Source organism: Methanooceanicella nereidis (assembly GCF_021023085.1).
Classification (GTDB): Archaea; Halobacteriota; Methanocellia; order Methanocellales; family Methanocellaceae; genus Methanooceanicella; species Methanooceanicella nereidis.
The window spans coordinates 52,744-76,099 of sequence record NZ_PGCK01000004.1; the positions used below are offsets into that span (position 1 = coordinate 52,744).

Below are 23,356 nucleotides of genomic sequence, written 5' to 3' on the forward strand. Positions count from 1 at the left end.
CCTGCGGTAATAAAGTAACATAATACTTATCACAAAGATCGCACTTGTTACATTTACACGCGCCGTGCCAAGGGGGAAAAGGCCCGGCGCTCGCTATAGTCAAAGTGGGGGGTTGAGAAAAAATTTTTCCAATAGTGTAAGCTATGGAAAAATTTTGTACCGCCATAATGGCGGTCATCTTTTTATTTGACAGTATTTTTAGGTCATTGTTCTTTTAAAAATTCTGTAATGGGGCCATCGATCGTTATTTAAAGATGCCTTTTACGGGCAGGTCGCTGCCATCGGGCATTAAGCGGCATATCCTTTTCGCCTTAAAGGCCATGATCTCGCACATATCAAATATCGGGGAAATGAGACACATTGATCAATGATGACAAATTGTATACTCTCTCTACCATCCAAAAAGATATATCCGATAATACAGTATTTTTTGAGCGTTAACTTTCATCTAGAGGAGAGAACATGGATAAGTATGATAAGGTCTTTGAGCTTGCCAAGAACAGGGGGTTCATATGGCCGTCTTTTGAGATATACGGAGGCGCCTCAGGCTTTTATGATTACGGGCCTCTCGGCGCGACATTAAAGAGGAAGATCGAGGACGCGTGGAGAAAGTTTTACTGCGTCGGCGAGGGTTTTTATGAGATCGAGGCACCGACCATAGGCGTCGAGGCCATCTTTGAGGCGTCAGGCCACGTGGGCGGCTTTGCTGATCCTATGACCACCTGTGAAAAATGTAAGGAATCTTTCAGGGCTGACCACATCATTAAGGGCCAGATGGAGATACCGGACGGCCTGAGCAAGCAGCAGATGACCGACCTCATTCACAAGCACAACATCAAGTGCCCGGAGTGCGGCGGCGCGCTGGGCGACGTTTATGATTTTAACCTTATGTTCACCACATGGATAGGCCCCGGCCAGAAAAAGAGAGGCTACCTGCGCCCGGAGACCGCACAGGGAATGTTCGTAGACTTCCCGAGGCTGTTAAGGTTCTACAGAGAAAAGCTCCCGTTCGGCGTCACACAGATAGGAAAGTCGTACAGGAACGAGATATCCCCCAGGCAGGGAGTCATAAGGCTCAGGGAGTTCACACAGGCTGAAGCGGAAGTATTCGTCAACCCGGAGTTCAAGGATAAGCATCCCAATTTCGATGCCGTCAAGGACCTTGTGCTGCCGCTATATGACGAGCCTTGCCAGGAGACCGGCGCGGAGCCGAAGAAGATGACCGTAGGCGAAGCGGTAGCTAACGGCACGATAGCCAACCAGTATCTCGCTTATTATGTAGCGCTCACACACCAGTTCCTCGTGAGCGTGGGCATTGACGAAAATCGCCTCAGGTTCAGGCAGCATTTGAAGAACGAAAGGGCGCATTACGCCACGGACTGCTGGGACGCGGAAGTCCTGCTCGACAGGTTCGGATGGGTAGAGATCGTGGGCATAGCGGACCGTACCAACTACGACCTTACCGCACACCAGAACCGCAGCGAGGTAGACCTGTCAGTGTTCCTGCCGTATGAGACCCCCAAGAAGGTCATGAAGACTGTCGTCACCCCGAACATGGGAGTCATCGGTCCCAGGTATAAGGGTAAGGCGGGCAAGATAATGGCCGCATTAAAATCTATGTCACAGGATGAGCTGGATAAGCCCGAAGTGAAGCTTGACATAGACGGCGAGGAAATAATCATCGACAGCAGCCTCTTCGAGCATAAGACGGTCGAGGTCGACGTAAGCGGCGAGAACATCATTCCGCACGTAGTCGAGCCATCTTATGGGATTGACAGGACTCTGTACTCGGTACTTGAACACGCCTACGATGAGGACATAGCCGACGGAGAGGAACGCGTCGTCATGCGATTTGCAAGAGGCGTGGCCCCGATAACGGTCGCCGTATTGCCTCTTCTCAGCAGGGAGCCGCTTACGGGCAAAGCACAGAGCATAGCGCGTGATCTTAAATGCGCCGGATTCTTCGTCGAGTACGACGAATCGGGAACGATAGGAAAGAGGTACAGGCGTAACGATGAGGCGGGCACCCCGTTCTGCGTGACCATAGATTATGACACGATAGAGAAGGACGACACCGTCACCATAAGGGACAGGGACTCGATGGTCCAGGTCAGGGCACCTGTAAAAGACCTTGTACCCATACTGGGCGGGCTCATCATGAGCAACAAGCCCATAACGGAGTATGGGAAAAGAGTATAATAATGCCCTTTGACAAAGACCTTTTTCTAAAAGAGGTGTCGAGGAAGTCCATACACGCGAGCGGCTTCTTCATACCTCTGTTATATTATTTTTTCATCCCCCGGGACATAATGATCATATTTCTTGGCATCGCCGTAGCTGTGGCTTTTGTCCTCGAGGCTATCAGGCTGTCAGGCATTAGCATATTTCCGGGGATCCTGCTGAGGGGCCATGAAGAGAAAGGCACCGTCGCAGCTTACTTCTATGCTTTGCTCTCTACGTTCATAGCGGTGCTCGTGTTCGAAAAGAATATCGCTGTCGCAGCGTTATTATTCCTCGACATAGGCGATGCGCTGACAGGCCTTGCGGGAGCCGTACTGAGCATGTATCGAGGCAACAGGAAGGCGGCAGTCCGTACTTATGACACGAAGCCCGGGAAGAATATTTTCAAGACAGCTATAGATGACATTACCTATTCGTTAAAAAATTTTAAATCACCCATACTGATGGCGGTCATGTTCACTATCTGTTTCTCGATCGCGATCCTGTTCTATCCCGCGATCACCGTACTTGCCGCGGCTGCCGGAGCTATTGGCGCGGTAATTGCAGATGCTTTCCCGTGGCGTATCCTCGGGTTCACCATAGACGATAATCTCGCTATACCGCTGCTTTCCGGCGCTTTCATGACACTGGTCATGATGATATAATAATTTCATCGCGCTCTAGCAAGTTATATATTGGCAGAGAAACCACATAGCCACAGGCATGTCGGAATTCATAAGCCACCCTCTGATAGTACCGGAGACAGTCGCCAGCAGGTCATATCAATTATCGCTGGCAGACAGGGCACTCGATAAGTCATGTTTAGTCGTGCTGCCGACAGGCCTCGGCAAGACAATAATAGCCCTTATCGTCATGGTCAACAGGCTTTACGGGCACGAAGGATCCAAAGTGCTGATACTCTCTCCCACAAAGCCGCTGGTAGAGCAGCATGCCGCGTTTTTCAGAAGGGTAATGACTTTGCCTCCGGAAAAGATAGCCGTGTTCACCGGCAGCATATCCCCGGAGAAAAGAGAAGAGATATGGAAAGAGTCCACTGTCATAGTCTCTACTCCCCAGGTCATCGAAAATGACATCATGTGCAGGCGGTTTGACCTGAAAGACGTCAGGCTCGTGGTTTTCGACGAGTCCCACAGGGCTACAGGTAATTACTCTTATGTGTATATAGCTAAAAAATACTTTGAGCAGTCCTCCGACCCGCTCGTACTGGGAATAACGGCATCCCCGGGAAGCACTCCCGATAAAATATTAGAGGTAAAGAATAACCTGTTCATAGAAAGGGTGGAGGTAAAGACGGAGGACGATCCCGACGTCTCGCCTTATATCCATGACAAGGATGTCGAATGGGTCAAGGTCGGAGTGCCGGATAAAGCCAACGAGATCAGGATACTGCTCGAGGCCATCATGGACGACCGCCTCACAAAGCTGAAAGAGATGGGCGTCATCTATTCCAGTAATATTAACCTCAATAAGAAGGAACTGCTGATGCTCCAGCAAAGGCTTCAGGCGAACATAGCACAGGGAGGCAGCCCGGAAAGCTATAAGGCCGTGTCGATCCTCGCCGAGGTCATGAAGGTGGAGCATGCCGTAGACCTTATCCAGACGCAGGGAGTTCTCCCCTTAAAAAGATATTTCGACAGGCTTAAGCAGGAAGTATCGGGGAAGGGAGGCAGCAAGGCATCCAGGCGCCTGATGGACGACATAAGGCTCAAGAAAGCCATTTATGTAGCTGATAATGCCGATGAGACTAACCCCAAGACTGAAAAGGTGAAGGAGATAGTCCTTGAACAGCTTTTTAATAAACCTTCATCTAAGATCATCGTCTTTACGAACTTCAGGGATACCGCGGACGTAGTGGCGAATACCCTTGCAGGTGTGCCGGGAATCAAGCCCGTAAGGTTTGTCGGCCAGGCTTCAAAACTGAACGATAAAGGACTGAGCCAGAAAAAGCAGGTGGAGATACTCAACGCTTTCCGCTCGGGGGAATATAACACCCTGATAGCGACATCCGTGGCCGAAGAAGGCCTCGACATACCTTCAACGGATATGGTACTATTCTATGAGCCGGTGCCTTCCGAGATCAGAAGCATACAGAGGAGAGGCAGGACCGGCAGGAACGCTGTCGGGCGGGTAGTAGTCCTGATGTCAAAGGGCACCCGCGACGAGGGCTCTTATTTTATCAGCCAGAGGAAAGAGAAAAAGATGTACCGTACCATGCAGAACATGAAAGACGGCCAGAATATGAGCGATATTGTAGAAAAGATAGAAAACCCTGCTCAGGGGATAGACGGAGGGAGCGAGACGGGCCGGGAAAATGACATGGTAGTCCCTGCAGGACAGATGAAGCTCGGGGAATTTAAAGAGGAAGAGAAAAAGGAGACGGAGAATGTCGTCCGGGAACAGCCATCGGATTCTATAGAGATCTATGTGGATTCCAGGGAAATGCGGTCCTCTGTCGTAAAAGAGCTTGAAAGCATGAACGCTAGCATAAAAGTGAAGACGCTTGATGTGGGAGATTACATTTTATCCGACCGCGTATGCGTGGAGCGTAAGACAGCGGATGACTTTCTAAGCACCATCTTCGATGCCAACAGGAACCTCTTTGAGCAGATAGTCTCCATGAAACAGGCATATGTAAGGCCGTTACTGATAATCGAGGGAGACGGGATCTATACGAAAAGAAGGATAAACCCGAACGTCATCCGGGGGATCATATCCTCAATAGCCATCGATTTCGGGATGCCCGTCATGTTCACTGCAAGCGAGTCCGAGACAGCGTCATTCCTGTATACCATTGCGAGGCGCGAGCAGCTTGAAAGAAAAAGGACCGTTAACCCTCATGCGCAAAAATCATCCCAGACCATGACAGAGAGACAGGAATATCTGGTATCCGCCATATCCGAGGTCGGGCCGGTCATCGCCAAAAACCTGCTGAAGCATTTCGGCTCGGTAAGGGGTATCATGGAGGCTTCCGAGGAGGAGCTTATGGCAGTGGATAAAGTAGGCGTGAAGACCGCAAGAAAGATCAGAGAGATAGTCGACGCCGAATATGTGCTAAAAGACAAGTGATCTTAAAATACGAAAAACTCAAAGTAGTGCATCTGGTTTGTAATGTACTATATCGTTTTTCTGCCACAAAGGTACACAAAGGTCACTAACTTTCACCACAAAGCGCACGAAGGCAAATAAGGACCACTAATTCTCACCACAAAGCGCACGAAGGCGAATAAGGTACACAAAGGACTTTTTCAGAAGATTATCTTATACTTAAAAAAATCGGGTACCTTCGAGCCCTTAGTGCCCTTGGTGGTGAAAAATAGTGGACCTTTGTTGCCTTTGTGGTACTAGATCAAAGATGAATATGAATTATAGAAAATATGGGACCAACTATTAAACTTTTAAAACTCGAAATTTTTGCCTGACACCTTTGCACTATCGCACAGCACATATTGTTTGAACGTGGACATTTCCTTAAAGCCCTTACGGACATAAAGCTGGATGGCGTCTGTGTTGACAGATGTTACCGCAAGTACTATCTGTCCTATCCCCGTGGCGATACACTTATTGATGAGATGATCGAGCATCAGGCTGCCAATGCCCATTTTACGGTATTTTCTTGAAACGGCGATGTCGAGTATAAGGACGCTCCCGTCCACAAGAACAGAGGAAAGAAGAAAGCCCGCCGTTTTATTGCCGGACACCGCGACCATGGATAATTCCGGCATGAACGTGCCATGTTTATTCTCGATGATACTTTGTAAAAGCACTTTTGAGCCTTCATACGAGGCGAAGAGGGGGTATACGACCTTATCCGCGGGGGCGGCCTCATCGCACATGATGCGGGACACGTCATCGAAATATTTAGAGTTCCAGTGACAGACTTTTACATCATTATACACCCCTATCGAGAATAAAGGTATTTTTCTAGTGTTCAATGCCATGCTCTTTCTTTCGATCATCACGAAGCCCATGTCCGCGGCGGCTCGGATAAATCCCTCGCTATCCGGCCATGTAAAGCTGCTTCTTACTATGTGTATGCCGAAAGTCTGGAGCCCGTTGACGATGTTAGATAAAAAGTACCTCTCTGCTCCGCGATACTCTGCCAGCAGATATCCGAAGATCAGCTCCGCCTCCTGTTCCAGCATGCGATAAAATATTACGCCTATCGTCTTCCCCTGGTGTGACAATGTAAATGCGCTGATCTCCCCCCGCTCCATTCGCTTAACGAGGCCGCTAACATACGCCCGTTCCGAATTCCCGGTATCGACAAATAGCGTCCTTATGGCCTCTTCCAGCACATCCATAACGCCTGCGGAGATCGACATCCCGATCTCATACCCATCCCCGGAGAGAGTACCTGCGCTCATGATAACCAATATCTTATACTTAAACACGTTATATTTTTCGGGATATATTAAATTAAGTCGCCTGACATATAAAAACCTGGAATATCAATGCTTAGAGCATTGAGTCAATAGCTCACAGTCCATCGTTTATTATGGTGACGTGAAAGGCTGCACATGGTCATGATGTATTTTCATCTCAAAGGCTTAACGCCTTTTTTGTGATACGTTGATTCTTTGATAAAAAAATATGACAAGACACAATTCACATTATATAACAACGAACTATGGATCGGACCTCCAAAAAACTTATTATTAACCTGTTATTAGTCATTATCCATGAAAATTTGTCTCGTGAACGCCCTATTCCATCCATTTTCGGGAGGAGTCGAAAAGCACATGTTCGAGCTTTCCCGGGAACTTGTTAAGCAAGGCGTTGACGTCACCATTGTTACGGCCAGGATATCAGGCACTGAGGAGTATGAGGAGATTGACGGAGTAAAAGTGCACAGGGTACCGTGCCTGGACATCAAGGTGCCGGGATTCTATCCGCCCCCTCTTGTATTATCACCGTTTTTTATCAGGCACCTTAAAAAGTTAGACGACAGGTATGATTTTGACATCATCCACCTTCAGAACAGGTTTTTCGTAGACTTTGACACAGCGGCCATTTACGCGAAGCTCAAAGGAAAGCCGTTCATGATGACCATACACAATGCCCGCCCTGTGGGAATATCCCTGCCGATAACGATCTTCGGGACCGCCTATGACCTGCTGATAGGAAGGTGGCCGTTCGCGATGGCGGACCGTATCATAGCTGTATCGGACTGGGTAAGGTATGACATTTCCAGGTACCGCATAGACATCAACAAGATGGTCGCAGTACACAACGGCATCAATGTCGGAGAGTTCAGGCCGTCATCTGAAAATAACGTCAGGAAGAAATATGACATAAACGATGACCCTATGCTTCTTTTTGTCGGAAGGATGATCACACAGAAGGGTTTAACATACCTGATCGATGCTATGCCGATGGTCCTGAAGGAATACCCTAACGCAAAGATATTGCTCATAGGTAGAGGGAACCTGCTGGAAACCCTTAAGTCGAAAGTCAAGGCAATGGGCCTTGAAGATAGCGTGATATTCTCCGGGTACATGTCGGAAGAGATGCTGAAAGAGGCTTACGGGACATGTGATCTTTTTGTATTGCCGTCTGTCTGGGAAGTGCTGCCCATAGCCATCCTGGAGGCAATGTCAGCGGGAAGGCCTATCGCGTGTACGGACGCAGGAGGCAATAAGGAGCTTGTGGAGGACGGCCTTAACGGCTACGTAGTCCCGTCGAGGGACCCGAAAGCTCTGGCCGATAAGATCAATCTTATGCTATCCGACCCGGAAAGAATGAAAAGCATGGGGCATGCAAGCAGAAAACGTGCCGAGGAAGAGTTTGACTGGAAGCTCATAGCTGCTAGCACTAAAAAAGTGTACGAGGACTTATTGAAGGAAAGGTCTAAAAACTAGGGGCGATCATTTTATGGCGGCTCTCGCTCACCCCTAAGTATATATTTTATCGTAGATATGCAGGATAGTGATCTTTCCGTGAGACATGAAACCGGCTGAAAGGAGCATCGAACTTGATCTCTGTCAAGGACATAGGCGCCATAATTGTGAAATTTAAGAACACGATAATATACCTTTTACTTTACGTGCTGGTAGTGTCTTCCATATCATTCCCCTTTACGGGCAATATAATTCTCCGCATGAGAGACGACCTGCTGGTAGGCCAGTATATTCTCATACAGACACAGCCGCTTGAACTAATGATGCTGCAGCTGAAGATGTCCATAATCATAGGCATTATCGCAGCGCTGCCGGTATTGTTCTATCTTGCCTATAAGCAGGTGAAAGAAAGAAAACTGGGGCACCGGCTTAAGATAAGCAAGTTAAAGCTTGCTTTATGGCTGATCTCCGCCCTGGCGTTGTTTACGGTGGGATGCGCATACTCATACTACCTGATGCTGCCCTTCGTCTTCCAGTACTTGCTCCAGAGCGCCGTCGATGTCGGAGTCGCAAACCACTGGAAAGTGACCGAGTTCATAAATTTCGCCATAATGACGACGTTCGTGTTCGGGCTCGTGTTCGAGCTCCCGCTCGTCATGACGATACTTGCGCGGTCCGGTATCGTTCCCGTGGAGATATTCAAGAGATACAGAAGGCACATGTACATAGTGATCCTCATAGTGGCTGCCCTGGTCACCAGCCCTGACGTGATAACCCAGATAATGGTAGGCGTGCCCCTGATAATATTCTACGAGCTGAGCCTGTTCCTTTTAAGGTTCACGGTAAAGCCTTCAAGGGCAAATGTAGCTTAGTATTATGTAATATTTTCATGTCGTTAAGGCTCTAAGTTTTCTAAAACTCTAATAATCCAAAGCTTCCTCGAGGCGCTGAATCACAAAAAAATGACTTAGTATACAAAGATCAGCTTCTCACTGATCAAAATAACTTGAGAGGCTCGACTGTGCGGCAATGTGGGGAACTTCCTGTTTTTCCTTTAATCCCAGCATCGTCTCGAACATCATCGCATTTTTTACCGCATTCGCCCTCGGGTGATTATTAAAGTATACCCTGACGGCGCCTTTAGCCTTCAGGCTTCCTAAGCGGCCTTTCCACGGGGCAAGCTCCTCTTCCCGGTAAACATAATCGTAGCGGTTCATCCTTCCCTTCATGTCCCTGTCCTTACCGTACCATATGTCAGGGTTGCGGCCATGGAACCTGATGTAAGCATGATCTGCCGTATCCTCGATCATGCCCGGCATGGACGGCCCGTCGACGGCGCATACTGCGACGCCCGACCTTTGGAGCAGATCCCTGACCCCGGCGTTCAGGCCCTTATCCTCGAGCCATGAGCGGTGACGGAACTCTATAGCGTAATCGAATTTTTTAGTGTCCAGGCTTTCAAGTAAACTTTGAAGGCGGCTAAGATGGTCCGTAGTTCTTTCTTCGTCGATCATCTTAAAGTAAGGCGATAGCTGTATCAATACCCCGCCAAGATACCCTGAATCGGATAAAGGCGACAAAACTTTTTCCTCGAACTCGAGAGCGTGACTGACGTCAGAAAGCAGGCTATCGTGAGTGACGCGCTTTGGGAACTTCACGGAATATTCAAATCCGGAAAATCCAGATGCCTTCGATATCCAGCTATTGACCACCGCGGCGGTAGGAAAGCTGTAATATGTGCTGTTTATTTCCGTGGTCTTGAAGAACCTGGCATAATAGGATAACCATTCTTCTTTTTTAAGATGGGGAGGGTAAAACGTTCCCACCCAGTCATCATATGACCAGCCGGAAGTACCGATAAGGACAGGCATCAATAAATTATCATCCTGTCCTGTTAAAAGCCTGATGGTTCAAGACCTGAATAGCGCATCCATTAGTTTTGTGACGAACGACGGGGACCCTGCGGGGACAAAATCATTCCTGCCGGCGAGCGATCGTGCCACGCTGTAGAACTCGGACGCTATTCGCGAGTTCGGACTGGCCAGCACGACCGGCACTTTATCCTTGCGCCTCGTCCCGGGGTCTTCGGGCAGCATCGCGATGACAGGCGTCCCGAAATATTCCTCGACCTGGGAACGTGTGAACTGGGGGTTTTTCATGTCAAATCGGTTCAGCACTATGCCTATGACATTCACTCCCAGTATGCGAGCCATCTCCTGCACCTTTATTCCGTCAGTCATGCTTCCTTCGTCAGGGTTAAGCACGAGTATCAGATGGTCAGAGGCGAGAAGGGATAGCGCGACCTCTTTGTTATATCCTGCGGGAGTATCTATGACTATAAAGTCAGCGTCACTTGAGAAATATTCGATGACGTCATTGAGAAGGTCCCTGTCCATTTTTAAGAATCCTTCGATGGATAATCCGCTGGGCACTATCAGGAGGTTATCGTTAAAGACCTTATACGCGGCTTTATCAGGCTCTGCCTCCCCTGACAGGACCTCGTGCAGGGTTGCTTTCATGTTTTGAGGATCGATGCCGATGTATGTGGCAAGATTGCTCATGCTGGCGTCTGCGTCCATGATGACCGTCCTGGATCCCATCTCGGACAGCGCCACGCCAAGATTTATGGAAAAAGTCGTCTTCCCGGTACCGCCTTTACCCGCGCCTACCGAGATGACCGTGCCGCGTTTTCCCGGATTCGCTATGGGTGATGACTGTGGTAAGACAGACAGGCTTTTACAATTATCAGGGGATCCTTGCTCCACTTCAGGTCGTATTTCTACTGGCCCATCTACATCCGCATGTTGTTCCGACCTTAAGGAAGGCTTCACGGACGCCATCCCGGCCAGAAGGCCTGCATCTCCCTGTGACGGTCGTTTTTTCATATAATGATTATTGAGCGTTTCCCTGGTAAGTGAAGTGTATATGAGTTCCTTCACGTCACCCGGGTTGACGTTAGGTATCCTCCAGGTAATTTTGCCTCCGGAGGCTGTTGCCATAGGCGCCACGCCTCCTGATCTCGCGAAGCATATCATGCCGGAAAGTGATACCGGATAAAGGTCCTCGACTGTCACGTCCTTAAAGCTATTTTCCCCGTTCTTCAGAAAGATTATCATTCTTTCATTGACATCGTCCCAGTGCTTTATTATCTCAAGCCCGGTGTCGGCATTGGTGATTTTTATCATGTCTTCCATACTAACTATACTTATTTTCATTTTATTGCATATAATGTTTTCCGGGTAAATTATATGGCATAGGGAAGTTCGGAGCTATTTCTGCGAAGACTTTTAATATTAAAAAGTCTTAAGGCAATTGAACAATATGGTCGATCAAGTCACTAGCATTTTAAAGGAGTACTCCGTCCATACCGATAATAAAATGAATGAGATAGTAGAGAGCCGAAAACGCGTCGGCCACCTGTATGATATGATGAAGTATCATCTCGGCTGGATGGATGAAAACTTTAATCTGTCCAGGGCCAGCGGAGGTAAGCAGCTCCGCTCCACTATGTGCCTCTTATCTTGCGAGGCTATCAGCGGTGACTTCAACAAAGCACTGCCGGCGGCTGCAGGCCTGGAACTTATCCATAATTTCTCACTCATCCATGACGACATAGAGGACGGTGACGAAAAGAGAAGGCATCGCGACACGCTCTGGAAAGTATGGGGCGTGCCCCAGGCGATAAACACCGGGGACGCGATGGATGTCATAGCGAACATCGCGATACTAAGCCTCGAGGACACGGTAAAGCCGAAGGTGCTCGTGTCGATAATGAAGGTCTTTAACGACATGGTCATCAGGCTCTGCGAAGGCCAGTACCTGGACATGGATTTCCAGACCAGGGAAGAGGTCACCGTGGACGAGTATATTGAGATGATATCCGGCAAGACAGCGGCGCTCATAGAGGCATCGACCGGGATAGGCGCAATGATCGCCACCGAAGATGCGGACATCATAGACCGCTTCAAGACATTCGGATTCAAAATCGGTATCGCATTCCAGATACAGGACGACATCCTGGGAATATGGGGAGACCCCGCGACGACCGGTAAATCGGCCAAGAATGACATCCGCAACAAGAAAAAATCGCTGCCGGTCCTGTATGCAATGCAAACCTCGGCGGAAAAGGAAGAGCTGAAAAACCTGTACAGGAAGGAAACCCTTACCGAGGATGACATATCAAGGATCTATGATATTTTAACAGCTGCAGGATCCCTTGAGTACACCCAGAGTATGGCAAACAGATACAAGGATGAGGCGATGTCCCGGCTGGAAGGCCTGTATCCGGGTAGCGAGCCCATGAAGAAGCTCCATGAGATCGGAAAATTCCTGGTCGAAAGAGACTATTAGCACTGACAGGGGTTGAAAACCCCTCACTACTTTTATATTATCACCGTAAAAAGATATTTTAATCATGTGACTGTTTTGATATCTGATCTTTTGTACATCGCAGAGACGATCAATATCATAGATATATATAATAATAAATACGAGGATTAAGAGAGGAAAAACAGTGAGCGTTCGTGAAGTGCTTGAAAAACTCTCTGCAGGAGAGATAGACATTGAAACAGCCCAGAGACTTTTAAAGCTTGACTATGTGGAAAGGATAGGCAACCATACAGTCTTCGACATGACTCGCGAATCAAGGTCCGGCATACCGGAGGTCATATATGCTGAGGGAAAGACCCCCCGGAAAGTGTCTGACATCGTAGAAAGAGTAGTATCCCAAAAGGGCATGATAGCGGTATCAAGAGCATCGGAGGCGGACCACGCCGAGATCATCCACAGGATAGGTACCGAAGGCGTCGTGCACAACCGGGAAGCCAGGATGATAATCGTTGACAGGCGAAAGGATAAGCCATCTAATGTCGGCAGGATAGGAGTGCTCACCGCAGGCACGTCGGACATTCCCATAGCAGAAGAAGCTGCATGCGTAGCTGAGATAATGGGCTGCGACGTGATAAGAGGATATGACGTGGGCGTGGCAGGCATTCACCGCGTGCTCGAGCCTCTGAAGACAATGATATCCGAGGATGTCGCATGCGTCATAGTCGTGGCCGGAATGGAAGGCGCTTTACCCTCGGTAGTAGCCGGAATGGTCGGAGTCCCCGTGATAGGCGTCCCCACCAGCGTAGGTTACGGGCTTGGAGCAGGAGGCATAGGTGCTTTGACCACGATGCTGCAATCATGTGCTCCCGGGCTTGTGGTGGTCAACATCGATAACGGCTTCAACGCAGGTGCCACGGCAGCCCTGATTGCCAGAATGCGGAAAAGTTCGCTATAAGTGGTTCTTATTTTTACCCGTTGATTCCCGTTCCAGATGAATATTGAATGTTGCAGGATGCTCTCACATCATAGGGAGCAAAATGGTAACCCTGGCCCACAACATTCTACCACAAAGTCAAACTAAGGCCCACAATCTTTCACCACTAAATCTTTGATGAGCGGGTTCTTGCTCAGATTTTAATAATGAAAGAACGTGTCGTAACTACCGGTCTTTGAGATGAAGTTTTTATGGTTGTGCCTGTCGGATGGCAGGTAGACACATAACCTCACAGAAACACAAAAACACAAAAATATTTTATATGATTTTTTAAGGTCACGAAAACCCTAAGAATTTACTCAATAAATCACGAATGCTCTAGTATCACCGTCAACGCACTAACACCTCTAACGCCCGGCTCAACGCACTAACCCCTCTAAGTCACCAACTCTAAAACAAGACCCGAACATTCTCCAAAAACACGAAATCTTAACTGCACGGTTGACGTTTAAAAGACTATTATATCTGTTATAGGTCAAGGGGAACACAAACCGGGATATTAAACTTTCGTGCTTTGGGGAATGTTCGGGTCTTGTTTTAGCGTTAGTGACTTAGAGCAGGTTGGTGCGTTGAGCCGAGCGTTAGGGCTGTTTGTGCGTTGACGGTGATACTTGAGCCCTTTGTGGTTTGGTGAGTAAATTCTTAGTGCTTTTCGTGACCTTAAAAATCATATAAAAAAATTTTTGTGTTTCTGTGTTTTTGTGAGGTTATGTGTCTACCTGCCATCCGAAAGGCACAACACTAGAACATCGATCTCATAACGGATGTTATATACTAATTTTTAAAAAGACCATCCATAAGTTTTTCATGGGAACGCACAAGGAGCTCAAGGGTACAAAAAGGACTTTTTTGAAGGTGTCCTATACTTAAAAAATTAGTGTACCTTTCTCGCCTTCGTGCGTTTTGTGGTTGGAAACCGTGCCCTTTGTGTGTCCTTTGTGGTGATAGAGAAGAGGAAATAAACCCTCGAATTTAGGAACTATAATTTACGAACTTATATTACTCTACATAATTTTTTGAGATAGGTTTAATTTATTTTAGCGCATATATAGTGATTAGAATCTATAAGGACCGGGAATTCTTATACAGGAGGGTGTCATATGACTGCGGTATCAGTGTGTCAAACGTTTTTCTATGCGATACACGATCTCCGCGCTGACTTACCCGTTTGCTGACGGGTCGGTAAGGCCCGTATCATTTGCCTGATCTCGGGCATGAGAAACTTTTTGAACTGCGGAAACCAAATAAAAATCATTACAGGGTAGAAATGCCAGTACAAAGCATTATATTTGGCGTAGACATCGTTAAAGGCTCAAGCAGATCGAGGGAATCTCCGCGATATGCGGTGGTCATCCTGAATGGGGACATGTTAAAATTCCCGTCCGTCAGCCGTTTCAAACTTTTAAGAATGATCAAGCAGTATCGCCCCGCGATACTCGCTGTGGACAGCATAACCGAATTAGCGGAAAACCGTAAAGATCTCGTGAATTTTCTCAAAAGGCTTCCTCCTGAAGTTAAGCTGGTCCAGGTGACCGGTAACGAGAGACAGATACCGCTGACCAAGCTCGGCCATGATGCGGGAATATCCTTTAATCCGCTGATACCGGAAGAAGAAGCCTTTGTATGCGCATATCTCGCATCCATTGGCGTGGGGTATGTCGTATCGGTGTTCGAGGACAGGACCGTGATCAAGGTCAGCAGGGGACGCTCTCCGGGCAGGGGAGGATGGAGCCAGAACAGGTACAGAAGAAAAGTACAGGGAATGGTAAGGGAAAAGGTGAGAGACATAGAGAGTAAGCTGAAGGGAAAAGAGTTTGAGCTTTCTGTCACCGAGGGCTTCGGAGGCCTGGTGAACGGGACATTCGTAGTAAATGCAAAGCGCTCTGAGCTCGGCATCCATAACTCAAGGGAGGAGGATGTCCAGGTGACGGTGACGAGCGTCGAGAAGGACACCATCGAGTTCATCCCGCTTGAAAGAAAGCGCCGCGAATACATAATCGTAGGGATAGACCCGGGCACCACCATAGGCGTATCGATACTGGACCTCAACGGTAAGCTCATAGACGTCGTCAGCTCCCGGGTGATGTCTGTCCCGGACATCATCGAATACATCAGGGACAGGGGAAGGCCGGTCGTAGTCGCTACGGACGTCGTACCGCCGCCTAATACCGTCGAAAAGATCAAGAGAGCGTTCAACGCCGTTCTTTTTGTGCCTAACGAAAGGATACCGGTTGATGAAAAGATAAGGCTGGCAAGCCCATACGGGTATTCGAACAGCCATGAAAGGGACGCGTTATCGGCAGCTGCAAAAGCCTTTAAGACTTATAAGAACAAGTTCGCCCGTATAGAAAAGAAAACACCTTCCCATATGAACTCGGACGATGTAAAAGCGCTGGCCCTCGAAGGCAAGTCCATAGACGTGGCCCTTAACATATTGAAGCCCGCGCCGACCGTTCCGAACAATACTCCGGGCATACATGAGCCTGTCGAGGTCACTCCGGCCGATGAAAAGATAGCAGAGCTTAGAGAGCAGTTAAGTAAAAAGGATGAGCAGCTCGCTAACTTAAGGTCGTACGTAAATGACCTGAAAGGCGATATATCCCGCCTGGAGAACCGGATGGTCTCACAGGAGAAGGTCATCTCCAGCCTTAAAAACAAGGGCATCGATGATGCCAGAAGAAGCAAGGAGGTCACCATAAGGGACCAGGAGATCGCACGCCTTAAAAAAGAGCTTACGGATACTAAAAAACGCAACTCGGACCTCAGGTCTAATATCGACAGGCTAAAGCAGATAAGGGTCCTGGAGTTCAGGGGAGATAAGTCGCCCGTCAAGATCATAGAGAACCTCTCCAAGGACGCGATCATCGCATGCGATAAGAGACTGGGATTAAAGCCCGGTGACATCATATTCGTCAGGGATGCCGGAGGCGGCGTTCAGGCGGCATCATTGCTCATAGAGAGAGGGATTAAAGCCGTTATCAAAGGAACTGATATGTCGCACCTTGCAGAAGAAAAGTTCACAGAGGCAAAACTGCCCGTAATATCCAGGGAAGAAGTGAGCCTAAAGATAGTGGATGATTTCGCCGTGCTTGACCCGAAGCGCCTCGAGTCCGCCATGGAGAAGTGGGGGGAGATGCTGAAGGAAAGGGAGAAAAAGAAGAGCGAAGAGTGGTTCCATGGCATCGTGAACGAGTACAAGGTGCAGCGCAAGAAAGAGTTCAGAAAGGCGGGACAGGTTTAGTACTCTGTCCCGAAGGTCTTTTGGTCGCTAAGGCACTTATTATCGCGTTTCTAGATACTAACCGGTAGAGCCTTAACGATAAGATCATCATATGGAGCCTATCATCCCGGCCTGGCTTTCAAAGTACGGGCGGGACACTTCAACCCCTTTTACGGTCTGGTCAGTGGCGTTGACATAGGTCTTTATCTGCAAGTACGAAGATACGCCTGTGTTCCTCAGGTCATACTTGTATTCCGTGACGTCCAGCCAGGTATCTGTTCCTGGTATCATACTGGTGTCCATGGTTTTGGATGCGAATCCCATTATAGAATCCTTCGAGACTCCGAGGTCATAGTGTATGTTCGGATGCAGGTTATTTACATAATGATCATAGGCGATTGTCTGTACTGTCGTTGAAGTGATGCCTTTTACCTTATGGTCGGTCTTATTGATGCGATATATGTTTATCCAGCCTGATACTCTGGTCATGTTTTCCGAATAATACTTACCCAGCCCGATCAGCACCTCGTCCTCGTCCATCATTCCCGGGCGAGCGTCCAGGCTGATGCTGTAAGGGTCCGCAGGGTCCAGCACGGCCGAAAGATCCGGGGTCATGATCGTATCAGCTTTCACCGTTATGCCCTCGTATTGAAGGTCCATGAACTCCCCCGGGTTGGCTGACTTCCATGCCCTTTCTGCGGCATCCATGTCAGGCAGATACTCCGATATTATGAGCTTCGCTATCTGCCTCTGCTGATCCTTATATGTTTCAAGCTCATCATTTACCGAGCGTAGAGCATAATAGCTCGATATGTTCATGAGCAGGAGTATTATGATGACAATTGCGATGCCTGCATAAACGATGATCTGTTTACGTTCCATCTCTTAAGACTTCCTTCTAAAACTACATTTGATTAACGCTTCGCTTTGATATATACCTGTTCTAGGTTTTGGGGATACGATAAGGGATTTTATGCGGCTAAAAATTTAAAATAAATTATAAAAAATATAAAAAACAGGAAAATAGCTCAAATAATACAGAAATATGTCATATATAGAGGTAAATTTATTAAGTTGAAACGTGATTATAGCCAATTGGCATTAATAAAAGGCAGATAATGCCCTGATGTTAAAATGCGGATTTCAAACGAGTAGCATGTGATTATCAAGTCGCTATCGTTTATGGTGAAAACATGGACATTTCGGTTGTAATACCAGCGTACAACGAAGAGAAATATATCGAGAAGTGCCTGAAGTCTCTTTCCAGGCAAGACTTCAAAGGGAATTACGAGATCATCGTATCCGATGGTAGCAGCACTGATAAGACAGTGAAGATAGCCAGGAGATATGCTGACCAGGTGATCATTGATGCCAAGTCTACCATAGCATATGGAAGACAGACAGGCTCCCTTGCGGCAAAATATTCTATACTTGCATACACCGACGCAGACACGCACATACCGTCGGACTGGCTAAGCAACATCGCAGCAAGCATGAGCGATGAGAAGGTAGTTGGCGTGCACGGTAAGCTATTGCCGCTTGACGGAAATCGCATAGAGGAAGACTTTTGCAAATACATCATCCCGCCTTATTCAAAATTTATGGTCCATATCAACAAGCCCTCTGTCCCCGGCTCTAATTTCGCGGTCAGAAAATGGGCTTTCGACAGGGTAGGCGGTTTCAACACAAAGCTGGTCACAGGGGAAGATGTCGATATCTGTGCCAGGATAAAGAAACTCGGTAAGTTCGTATATAATCCGGACGCCCTCGTATATGTCTCGACCAGGCGTGTAAGAGAATGGGGATATTTAAAGATGATTTCGCATTACACGAGCAACACTATCCTCACCCACACGTTCGGCAAGCCCCGTACAGACTATGATGCGATCCGTTGATAAAGGCACTAAAAAATATTTAACTTTTTTAATCCAAAAATTATGGTACTACAATAATGTGATCATCGCCTTATAGAACGGTGATCTGATAGTGTTGTAAGTTGATGTTGTCCACTTACATCATAAAGGCAGCACACAAATTTCCATGACGCAAATTAATGAACTTAATCTCCTCTGGTTATTTTTTCATAGTCTACCCTGGCGCGGACTATCTTTGGAAGCCGCCCGTACGTTGCCATCTTATCGCCGATGATCCCGAGTGCCCCCTGTATTTCGGGCATTCCTTTTAAAAAGTCAAAAGCGGATTCAAGAGAGGTACTGTCAACGATCCTGTTCCCGAGAGCGGTGGCGGATGCGTCGGCCAGTGACACGTTTTCCGATATGACCATGGCCGCGTCCGAGTTCCCCAGGCTGATAGAGGGGCCTACGGTCCCGGCGGACGTGCATATTCCCAGTATTGTGTCCCTTCCGGGTATCTCCAGGGCAAGCCCTTTTATCGGCGATTCTCCGGCATATATGCCTGCCAGTACTGGCTCGTCGTTTATCACGGCAATGTCGCCCCCGTTATCAACCAGCGCGAACGAAGCTCCGGCCTTTACCATATCCTCTACGGCTATCCAGGCTATGGTGCCGGCCACGGCGGCCATGGGCCCTACGCCAGCGATCCGCGATGCGTCCGCCATTCGCTTCACGACTTCCGGTGCTCCGGCATCGCAATGATAGGGGTCGAAAGTTACCTTAAAATAGGGGTCTTTCAGTATATACTGCTCAAGTTCGGCCCTTGAACGGCGGATGGAAGCCATGCAGACATCATGGTACTTTTCCGCGGCAATAACTGTGACGATAGTCTCTTTTATTTGGTACTTCGCGGTCTTTCGCATCCGGTATACCTCGCGTGAGGCGAAAAATAATAAAATGGGCGTATCAGTTTTCCGGGAGCTTGATGACACCCACAGGGCATGTATTGACACATGTCCCGCACTGAACGCATTCGGACTCGTCAAACTTTACGCGCCAGTCATATTCATAGGATATCGCGCCAACAGGGCACACCGAAACACATGCTCCGCAGTGCACGCAGTTCACTTCGTCCCTTGTTATAGGCACGTCAAGCCTTGTGACGTCCACCATCTTTTTCCTGAGGTGCTCTACGACCATCCTGCAGTTCTCTTCGGGGACGTTCACGACCAGTTCGCCCATGGAGCTTTCTACCTTGGCACGCTCGATCTCGAGCATGACACCTGTCTCCAGGACGGTCTCGGCTATGATCGGCTTCCTTATGATCTCTGAGTTGAACCTTAACAGCAGCTTCATTTTTGGACACCTCTTGCAAGAAGCTTACTCAGTCCTTCGCCCGTTACGATGCCGATGACCTTTTTATCGCCGTCGATCACGGGAAGTGCCGAGATATTATACCGCTCCAGCAGCCTTACGGCCAGGTCCACGGGATCGTCAGGCCCTATGGTTATGACGTTCTTTGTCATGATGGGTTCGAGGCTGTCACGCTTTGATAGCGCCACGGCTTTCGATACGTCCCATGCGGTGACTATACCCACCAGCTTTCCGCCGTCGTCGACGACCGGCAGGTGGTTGAACCTGTCCTGTATGATCTTTTTTGCGGCCTCGTCAACGCTGAACCCGCGCCTTATGGTGGCGACGTTTCGCACCATTATGTCTTTTACCAGAGGCATGACTTGCGACTCCTTCATGGGCTTAGACAGCGACTGGCGAGTCAGGTTCTCTGCCGGAGATGAAAGGAAGAACTTTCCTCCTTTGATCCAGCTCTTTAGCTCCGCAGCTACCTTTCTTGCGTTATAGAAGCTTGACAGCGATGATGTTTTGACCTCCTTCCCGTTAAGGTCTACCATGCCGCTTTTTAGCTCCTCGTAGGATACTTCCCTGAGAGCCGGCTTGGACCTTCTCGGAACTGAGTAATCATATATGGTGGTCTTAATGTCCGCGTCGCTGACTGCCGTGAACTTTGCCATGTCATCGTTAAGAATGGGTATGGGTATGCCGAGGCCAACGAACATCGACGTGCCGTACTTATAGATGGAAGCGGCCCTGATATAGTCCCTGCTCATCTTTTTAAGGTCCCCGGTCACTGCAAGCGTACCGAAGCCGCTGCCGGGATTATGCTGGGTCCCTTCCGATATTATATAGCCCGGGGCTCCTCCGAGGAATATCCTCGTGCCGACCCCTATCGTGCGATATTCGGGATCGTTTGACAGCGGGGATAAAACTCCCGCTCCGGAGTAGGTTATATTACCATAATGCGGCAAAAGCGTGCCCATATATGTATAGATCGCCTTGCCTGAGCCATTAGTGGCCGAGTTATAGTTCTGGTACCCGTTACGCGGGTTTACCATCATTGCCTGGTTGATGTCATTGATAGTGATAGATGTCTCGACATATTTTCTCGGGTAGCAATCCGTCCCGTATGCAGTAGCCTTTAATGTCACCTCTTTTCCTGAGATGAGGTCTTCGATGACATGTGAGCCTCCGTACTCTATCCCTTTAGTTTCGGAGATCTGGGTCGCGCCGATATATGCGTCGATAGCGGCTATGCCCGTATATGCCTCCACATCGTTAAGCCATACTTTTTGCATTTTTATGGGAGGGTCTGAATGCCCGAAATTGAGGAACGCTCCTGACGAGCACATAGCGCCGAAAGTACCGGTAGTAACTACATCCACCTGCCGGGCCGCCTCTTCCACGCCGACTTCCTGGACAAGAGATGTCATCTCTTCTGCCGTTATCACGTGTACGGAACCGTCTCTTATTTTTTCGTTTATTTCTTCAATTGTCCTCTTTACCATTGCTACCACTACTAAATCTACACAGCAGTAATAATACTTATGACTATTTATAATTGCTGGTAATAATCATGACCGCGTTGCCATATTATGAAAGTAAGGCATAACGTATCAGGCCCCTTGACGTGATACGCCGGTCGATGACGACATACATGATAATATCTGATAACATCAATACACGAATACTTTATGTTGAATGCGGCCGGGAGCTGATTTAATGCCGCAGCTTGTTTTGATCGGCAGCAGGCAGGGTTATCAGGAACTTGGCGCCCTTTTTATAATCCCCGGGTACGCGGTCATCGACGCGTATTTCGCCGCCATATTTTTCCACGAGGTTTTTTACTATATGTAGCCCCAGCCCTTTTCTTGACCCGCGCTTAAATATATAAAACAGTCTCTTTTTAAAGTCGTCATCTATACCGGTCCCGTCATCTTCATAGATTATACGGTAACAATCCTTTTTACCTGACTTTATTTTCTCGACCCTTATCCATATGGTCACTTCGTCTCTTGAGTATTTCACGGAATTGTCCAGAAGGTTCGCGAAAATCTCACCTATGAGCGGTGTCGCGAGAATGTACGATCCGGGAGCCGGCTCATAGTTTATTTCCACCTTTTTGTTGGCGATCTTTTTGTAATATTTGATCGATTCAAGTATCGCGTCATTCAGGTCTACCCTGCTGAAAGCCTCTTCGAAATATTTTATCCGCTGAAGCTTTTTTACGTTATCGATCAGGCTAGAGCTCTTCGCTATGGCATCTATGGCCTGTCTTATGGGACCGATTATGTCCTCGCTCGCGTCCTGAAGCTTTATCTCGGTCATCTCCAGGTTTCCAAGGCTGACCTGGTTCATATTATTGACATCATGCGCCAGCAGATCGAGGTATAGCTCCGCCTCATTACGGGATTCGATAAGCTCTTTTTCAAGCTGCTTTCTTAGAGTGACGTCCATACCGAAACGTATAACACCGATGACGCTCCCGTACTCGTTCCTTAGGGCGGTCTCTGTCCATGAGATAGTGCGTTCACCATCGTTTTTTATCTTTATAGGCTCATCCACGGTCCTCGGATAAGCGTTCTTTATCATCAGTTCCACATATTCTTCCCGCTTCTTTGACGGTTCCGCGGGATGAAATAGCTCATAAAAGTCCTTTCCAAGTACCTCATCCTTATCGTAGCCGGATATCATTTGCGCCCCGCGGTTGAACAGGGTGATCCTGCCCCTGACGTCTGTCGCGACGATAAAGACGTTAGAGGTCTCAATTATACTTCTTGCAAGCTCCTTCTCTCTTGTAAGCTCCCTTGTCCTGTTCTGGACCATAGCTTCAAGGCCTTTTGAATATTCTTCCAGTGCCGCGGTCTTATCCCTTATAAGCTTCTCCATGTAGCTCAGGTCTTCCCCGATGGTCGTAGGCTTTAGCGCTTCGATGATCTCATCCGCCTCCGAGCCCCACTGGTCCCTGGTCTTTACCGTAAAAGAGCATATATTGTCACCCATCGCCTCGCACGACCGCTCCAGGCATATGGCTTCATGCCCGAGGAATGCGGAGCAATAGCCGCTGGCATACCCCATTAGAGTCCAGCAGACCGGCTCGTCGGACTCCCCGAAATATTTTTTATGCTCCAGGGCCTCATACGAGTCGGTCCATATACCTTCCATATAAAAAAGCCCGGCTTCACGGTCAAAGGTCAGCTTTTTCGTCCTGACCCTGGCCACTCCCTCGATTGAGTGAAGCATCGGCCCTGCCTTCATCCAGTCCTCTTCAGAATCCCAGTCATATTTTTTCTTCAGGTCAAGGGCATCCCGGTAGCCGCTGGCATAGCCATATCTCATAAGGACCCCCATTGCCAGCCGCTTTCCGATAGTGCCTATTAGCTGCTTTCTCAGGTTACCCAGCGACTCTGCACTGGTAAGAATGAACCTATCGTCGCCTATCTTGATGAAACCATCAGGCGTAAAGTCTATCATGTCCATGCTGATGTCGCTGAATTTCATTAATATAAAATAAGATAATAAAATATAA

Annotated in this window: 17 protein-coding genes; 9 read left to right on the forward strand and 8 right to left on the reverse strand. The window is 48.3% G+C overall.

Translation table 11 applies throughout. The annotated features are described in order from the left end of the window. The first annotated feature begins 462 nt into the window (after positions 1-462). Genes glyS through CUJ83_RS05965 form a run of 3 tightly spaced genes read left to right on the forward strand, consistent with a single transcriptional unit; the run spans position 463 to position 5,307 of the window. Complete coding sequence (glyS, locus tag CUJ83_RS05955) at positions 463-2,199, forward strand: glycine--tRNA ligase (protein ID WP_230741375.1); 1,737 nt, start codon at positions 463-465, stop codon at positions 2,197-2,199. A gap of 2 nt (positions 2,200-2,201) precedes the next feature. Further along, positions 2,202-2,885, forward strand: a complete 684-nt coding sequence (locus tag CUJ83_RS05960) for a diacylglycerol/polyprenol kinase family protein (protein WP_230741376.1) — start codon at positions 2,202-2,204, stop codon at positions 2,883-2,885. A gap of 58 nt (positions 2,886-2,943) precedes the next feature. Further along, positions 2,944-5,307: a DEAD/DEAH box helicase gene (locus CUJ83_RS05965; RefSeq protein ID WP_230741377.1), complete on the forward strand. Its 2,364-nt coding sequence runs from the start codon at positions 2,944-2,946 to the stop codon at positions 5,305-5,307. A 329-nt stretch (positions 5,308-5,636) separates the two neighbouring features. On the opposite strand, the gene CUJ83_RS05970 is transcribed toward CUJ83_RS05965, so the two are convergent. Beyond that, entirely contained in the window at positions 5,637-6,605 is a 969-nt protein-coding gene (locus CUJ83_RS05970) for a GNAT family N-acetyltransferase (protein ID WP_230741378.1), read from the reverse strand. A 315-nt stretch (positions 6,606-6,920) separates the two neighbouring features. On the opposite strand from CUJ83_RS05970, the gene CUJ83_RS05975 reads away from it, so the two are divergent. Beyond that, entirely contained in the window at positions 6,921-8,099 is a 1,179-nt protein-coding gene (locus CUJ83_RS05975; protein WP_230741379.1) for a glycosyltransferase family 4 protein, read from the forward strand. A gap of 113 nt (positions 8,100-8,212) precedes the next feature. Beyond that, on the forward strand, positions 8,213-8,950 hold the full coding sequence (tatC, locus tag CUJ83_RS05980) for a twin-arginine translocase subunit TatC (RefSeq protein WP_230741380.1): 738 nt from the start codon (positions 8,213-8,215) through the stop codon (positions 8,948-8,950). A gap of 117 nt (positions 8,951-9,067) precedes the next feature. Here tatC and CUJ83_RS05985 read toward each other — a convergent pair whose 3' ends face one another. Beyond that, on the reverse strand, positions 9,068-9,949 hold the full coding sequence (locus CUJ83_RS05985) for a DUF72 domain-containing protein (protein WP_230741381.1): 882 nt from the start codon (positions 9,947-9,949) through the stop codon (positions 9,068-9,070). Between the two features lie 39 nt (positions 9,950-9,988). Then, positions 9,989-11,293: a cell division ATPase MinD gene (minD, locus tag CUJ83_RS05990; RefSeq protein WP_230741382.1), complete on the reverse strand. Its 1,305-nt coding sequence runs from the start codon at positions 11,291-11,293 to the stop codon at positions 9,989-9,991. A gap of 106 nt (positions 11,294-11,399) precedes the next feature. Between minD and CUJ83_RS05995 the strand changes: the two genes are divergently transcribed. From CUJ83_RS05995 to CUJ83_RS06005, 3 genes are all read left to right on the forward strand, one after another. Next, positions 11,400-12,428 carry a polyprenyl synthetase family protein gene (locus tag CUJ83_RS05995; protein WP_230741383.1) on the forward strand — a complete coding sequence of 343 codons (1,029 nt, stop codon included), beginning with the start codon at positions 11,400-11,402 and terminating at the stop codon, positions 12,426-12,428. A gap of 163 nt (positions 12,429-12,591) precedes the next feature. Next, positions 12,592-13,362 (forward strand): nickel pincer cofactor biosynthesis protein LarB, encoded by a 771-nt coding sequence (gene larB / locus CUJ83_RS06000; protein ID WP_230741384.1) that lies wholly within the window; start codon positions 12,592-12,594, stop codon positions 13,360-13,362. 1,306 nt (positions 13,363-14,668) lie between these two features. Beyond that, the gene (locus CUJ83_RS06005) at positions 14,669-16,642 is read left to right on the forward strand and encodes a DUF460 domain-containing protein (protein ID WP_230741385.1); all 1,974 of its coding nucleotides are present in this window, start codon (positions 14,669-14,671) and stop codon (positions 16,640-16,642) included. Between the two features lie 87 nt (positions 16,643-16,729). Here CUJ83_RS06005 and CUJ83_RS06010 read toward each other — a convergent pair whose 3' ends face one another. Next, positions 16,730-17,503, reverse strand: a complete 774-nt coding sequence (locus CUJ83_RS06010) for a hypothetical protein (protein WP_230741386.1) — start codon at positions 17,501-17,503, stop codon at positions 16,730-16,732. Between the two features lie 311 nt (positions 17,504-17,814). On the opposite strand from CUJ83_RS06010, the gene CUJ83_RS06015 reads away from it, so the two are divergent. Beyond that, positions 17,815-18,516: a glycosyltransferase family 2 protein gene (locus tag CUJ83_RS06015; protein WP_230741387.1), complete on the forward strand. Its 702-nt coding sequence runs from the start codon at positions 17,815-17,817 to the stop codon at positions 18,514-18,516. A 164-nt stretch (positions 18,517-18,680) separates the two neighbouring features. Here the strand turns inward: CUJ83_RS06015 and CUJ83_RS06020 are convergent, their stop codons facing one another. The 4 genes from CUJ83_RS06020 to CUJ83_RS06035 form a co-directional block, all read right to left on the reverse strand. Continuing rightward, on the reverse strand, positions 18,681-19,397 hold the full coding sequence (locus tag CUJ83_RS06020; RefSeq protein ID WP_230741388.1) for a UPF0280 family protein: 717 nt from the start codon (positions 19,395-19,397) through the stop codon (positions 18,681-18,683). Between the two features lie 43 nt (positions 19,398-19,440). Beyond that, positions 19,441-19,830, reverse strand: coding sequence for a 4Fe-4S binding protein (locus CUJ83_RS06025; protein ID WP_230741389.1), 390 nt, complete (start codon positions 19,828-19,830; stop codon positions 19,441-19,443). Next, positions 19,827-21,335, reverse strand: coding sequence for a homocysteine biosynthesis protein (locus CUJ83_RS06030; protein WP_230741390.1), 1,509 nt, complete (start codon positions 21,333-21,335; stop codon positions 19,827-19,829). Before CUJ83_RS06030 ends, CUJ83_RS06025 begins: the two co-directional genes overlap by 4 nt. Positions 21,336-21,546: 211 nt before the next feature. Beyond that, entirely contained in the window at positions 21,547-23,328 is a 1,782-nt protein-coding gene (locus CUJ83_RS06035) for a XylR N-terminal domain-containing protein (RefSeq protein WP_230741391.1), read from the reverse strand. Positions 23,329-23,356: the final 28 nt, after the last annotated feature.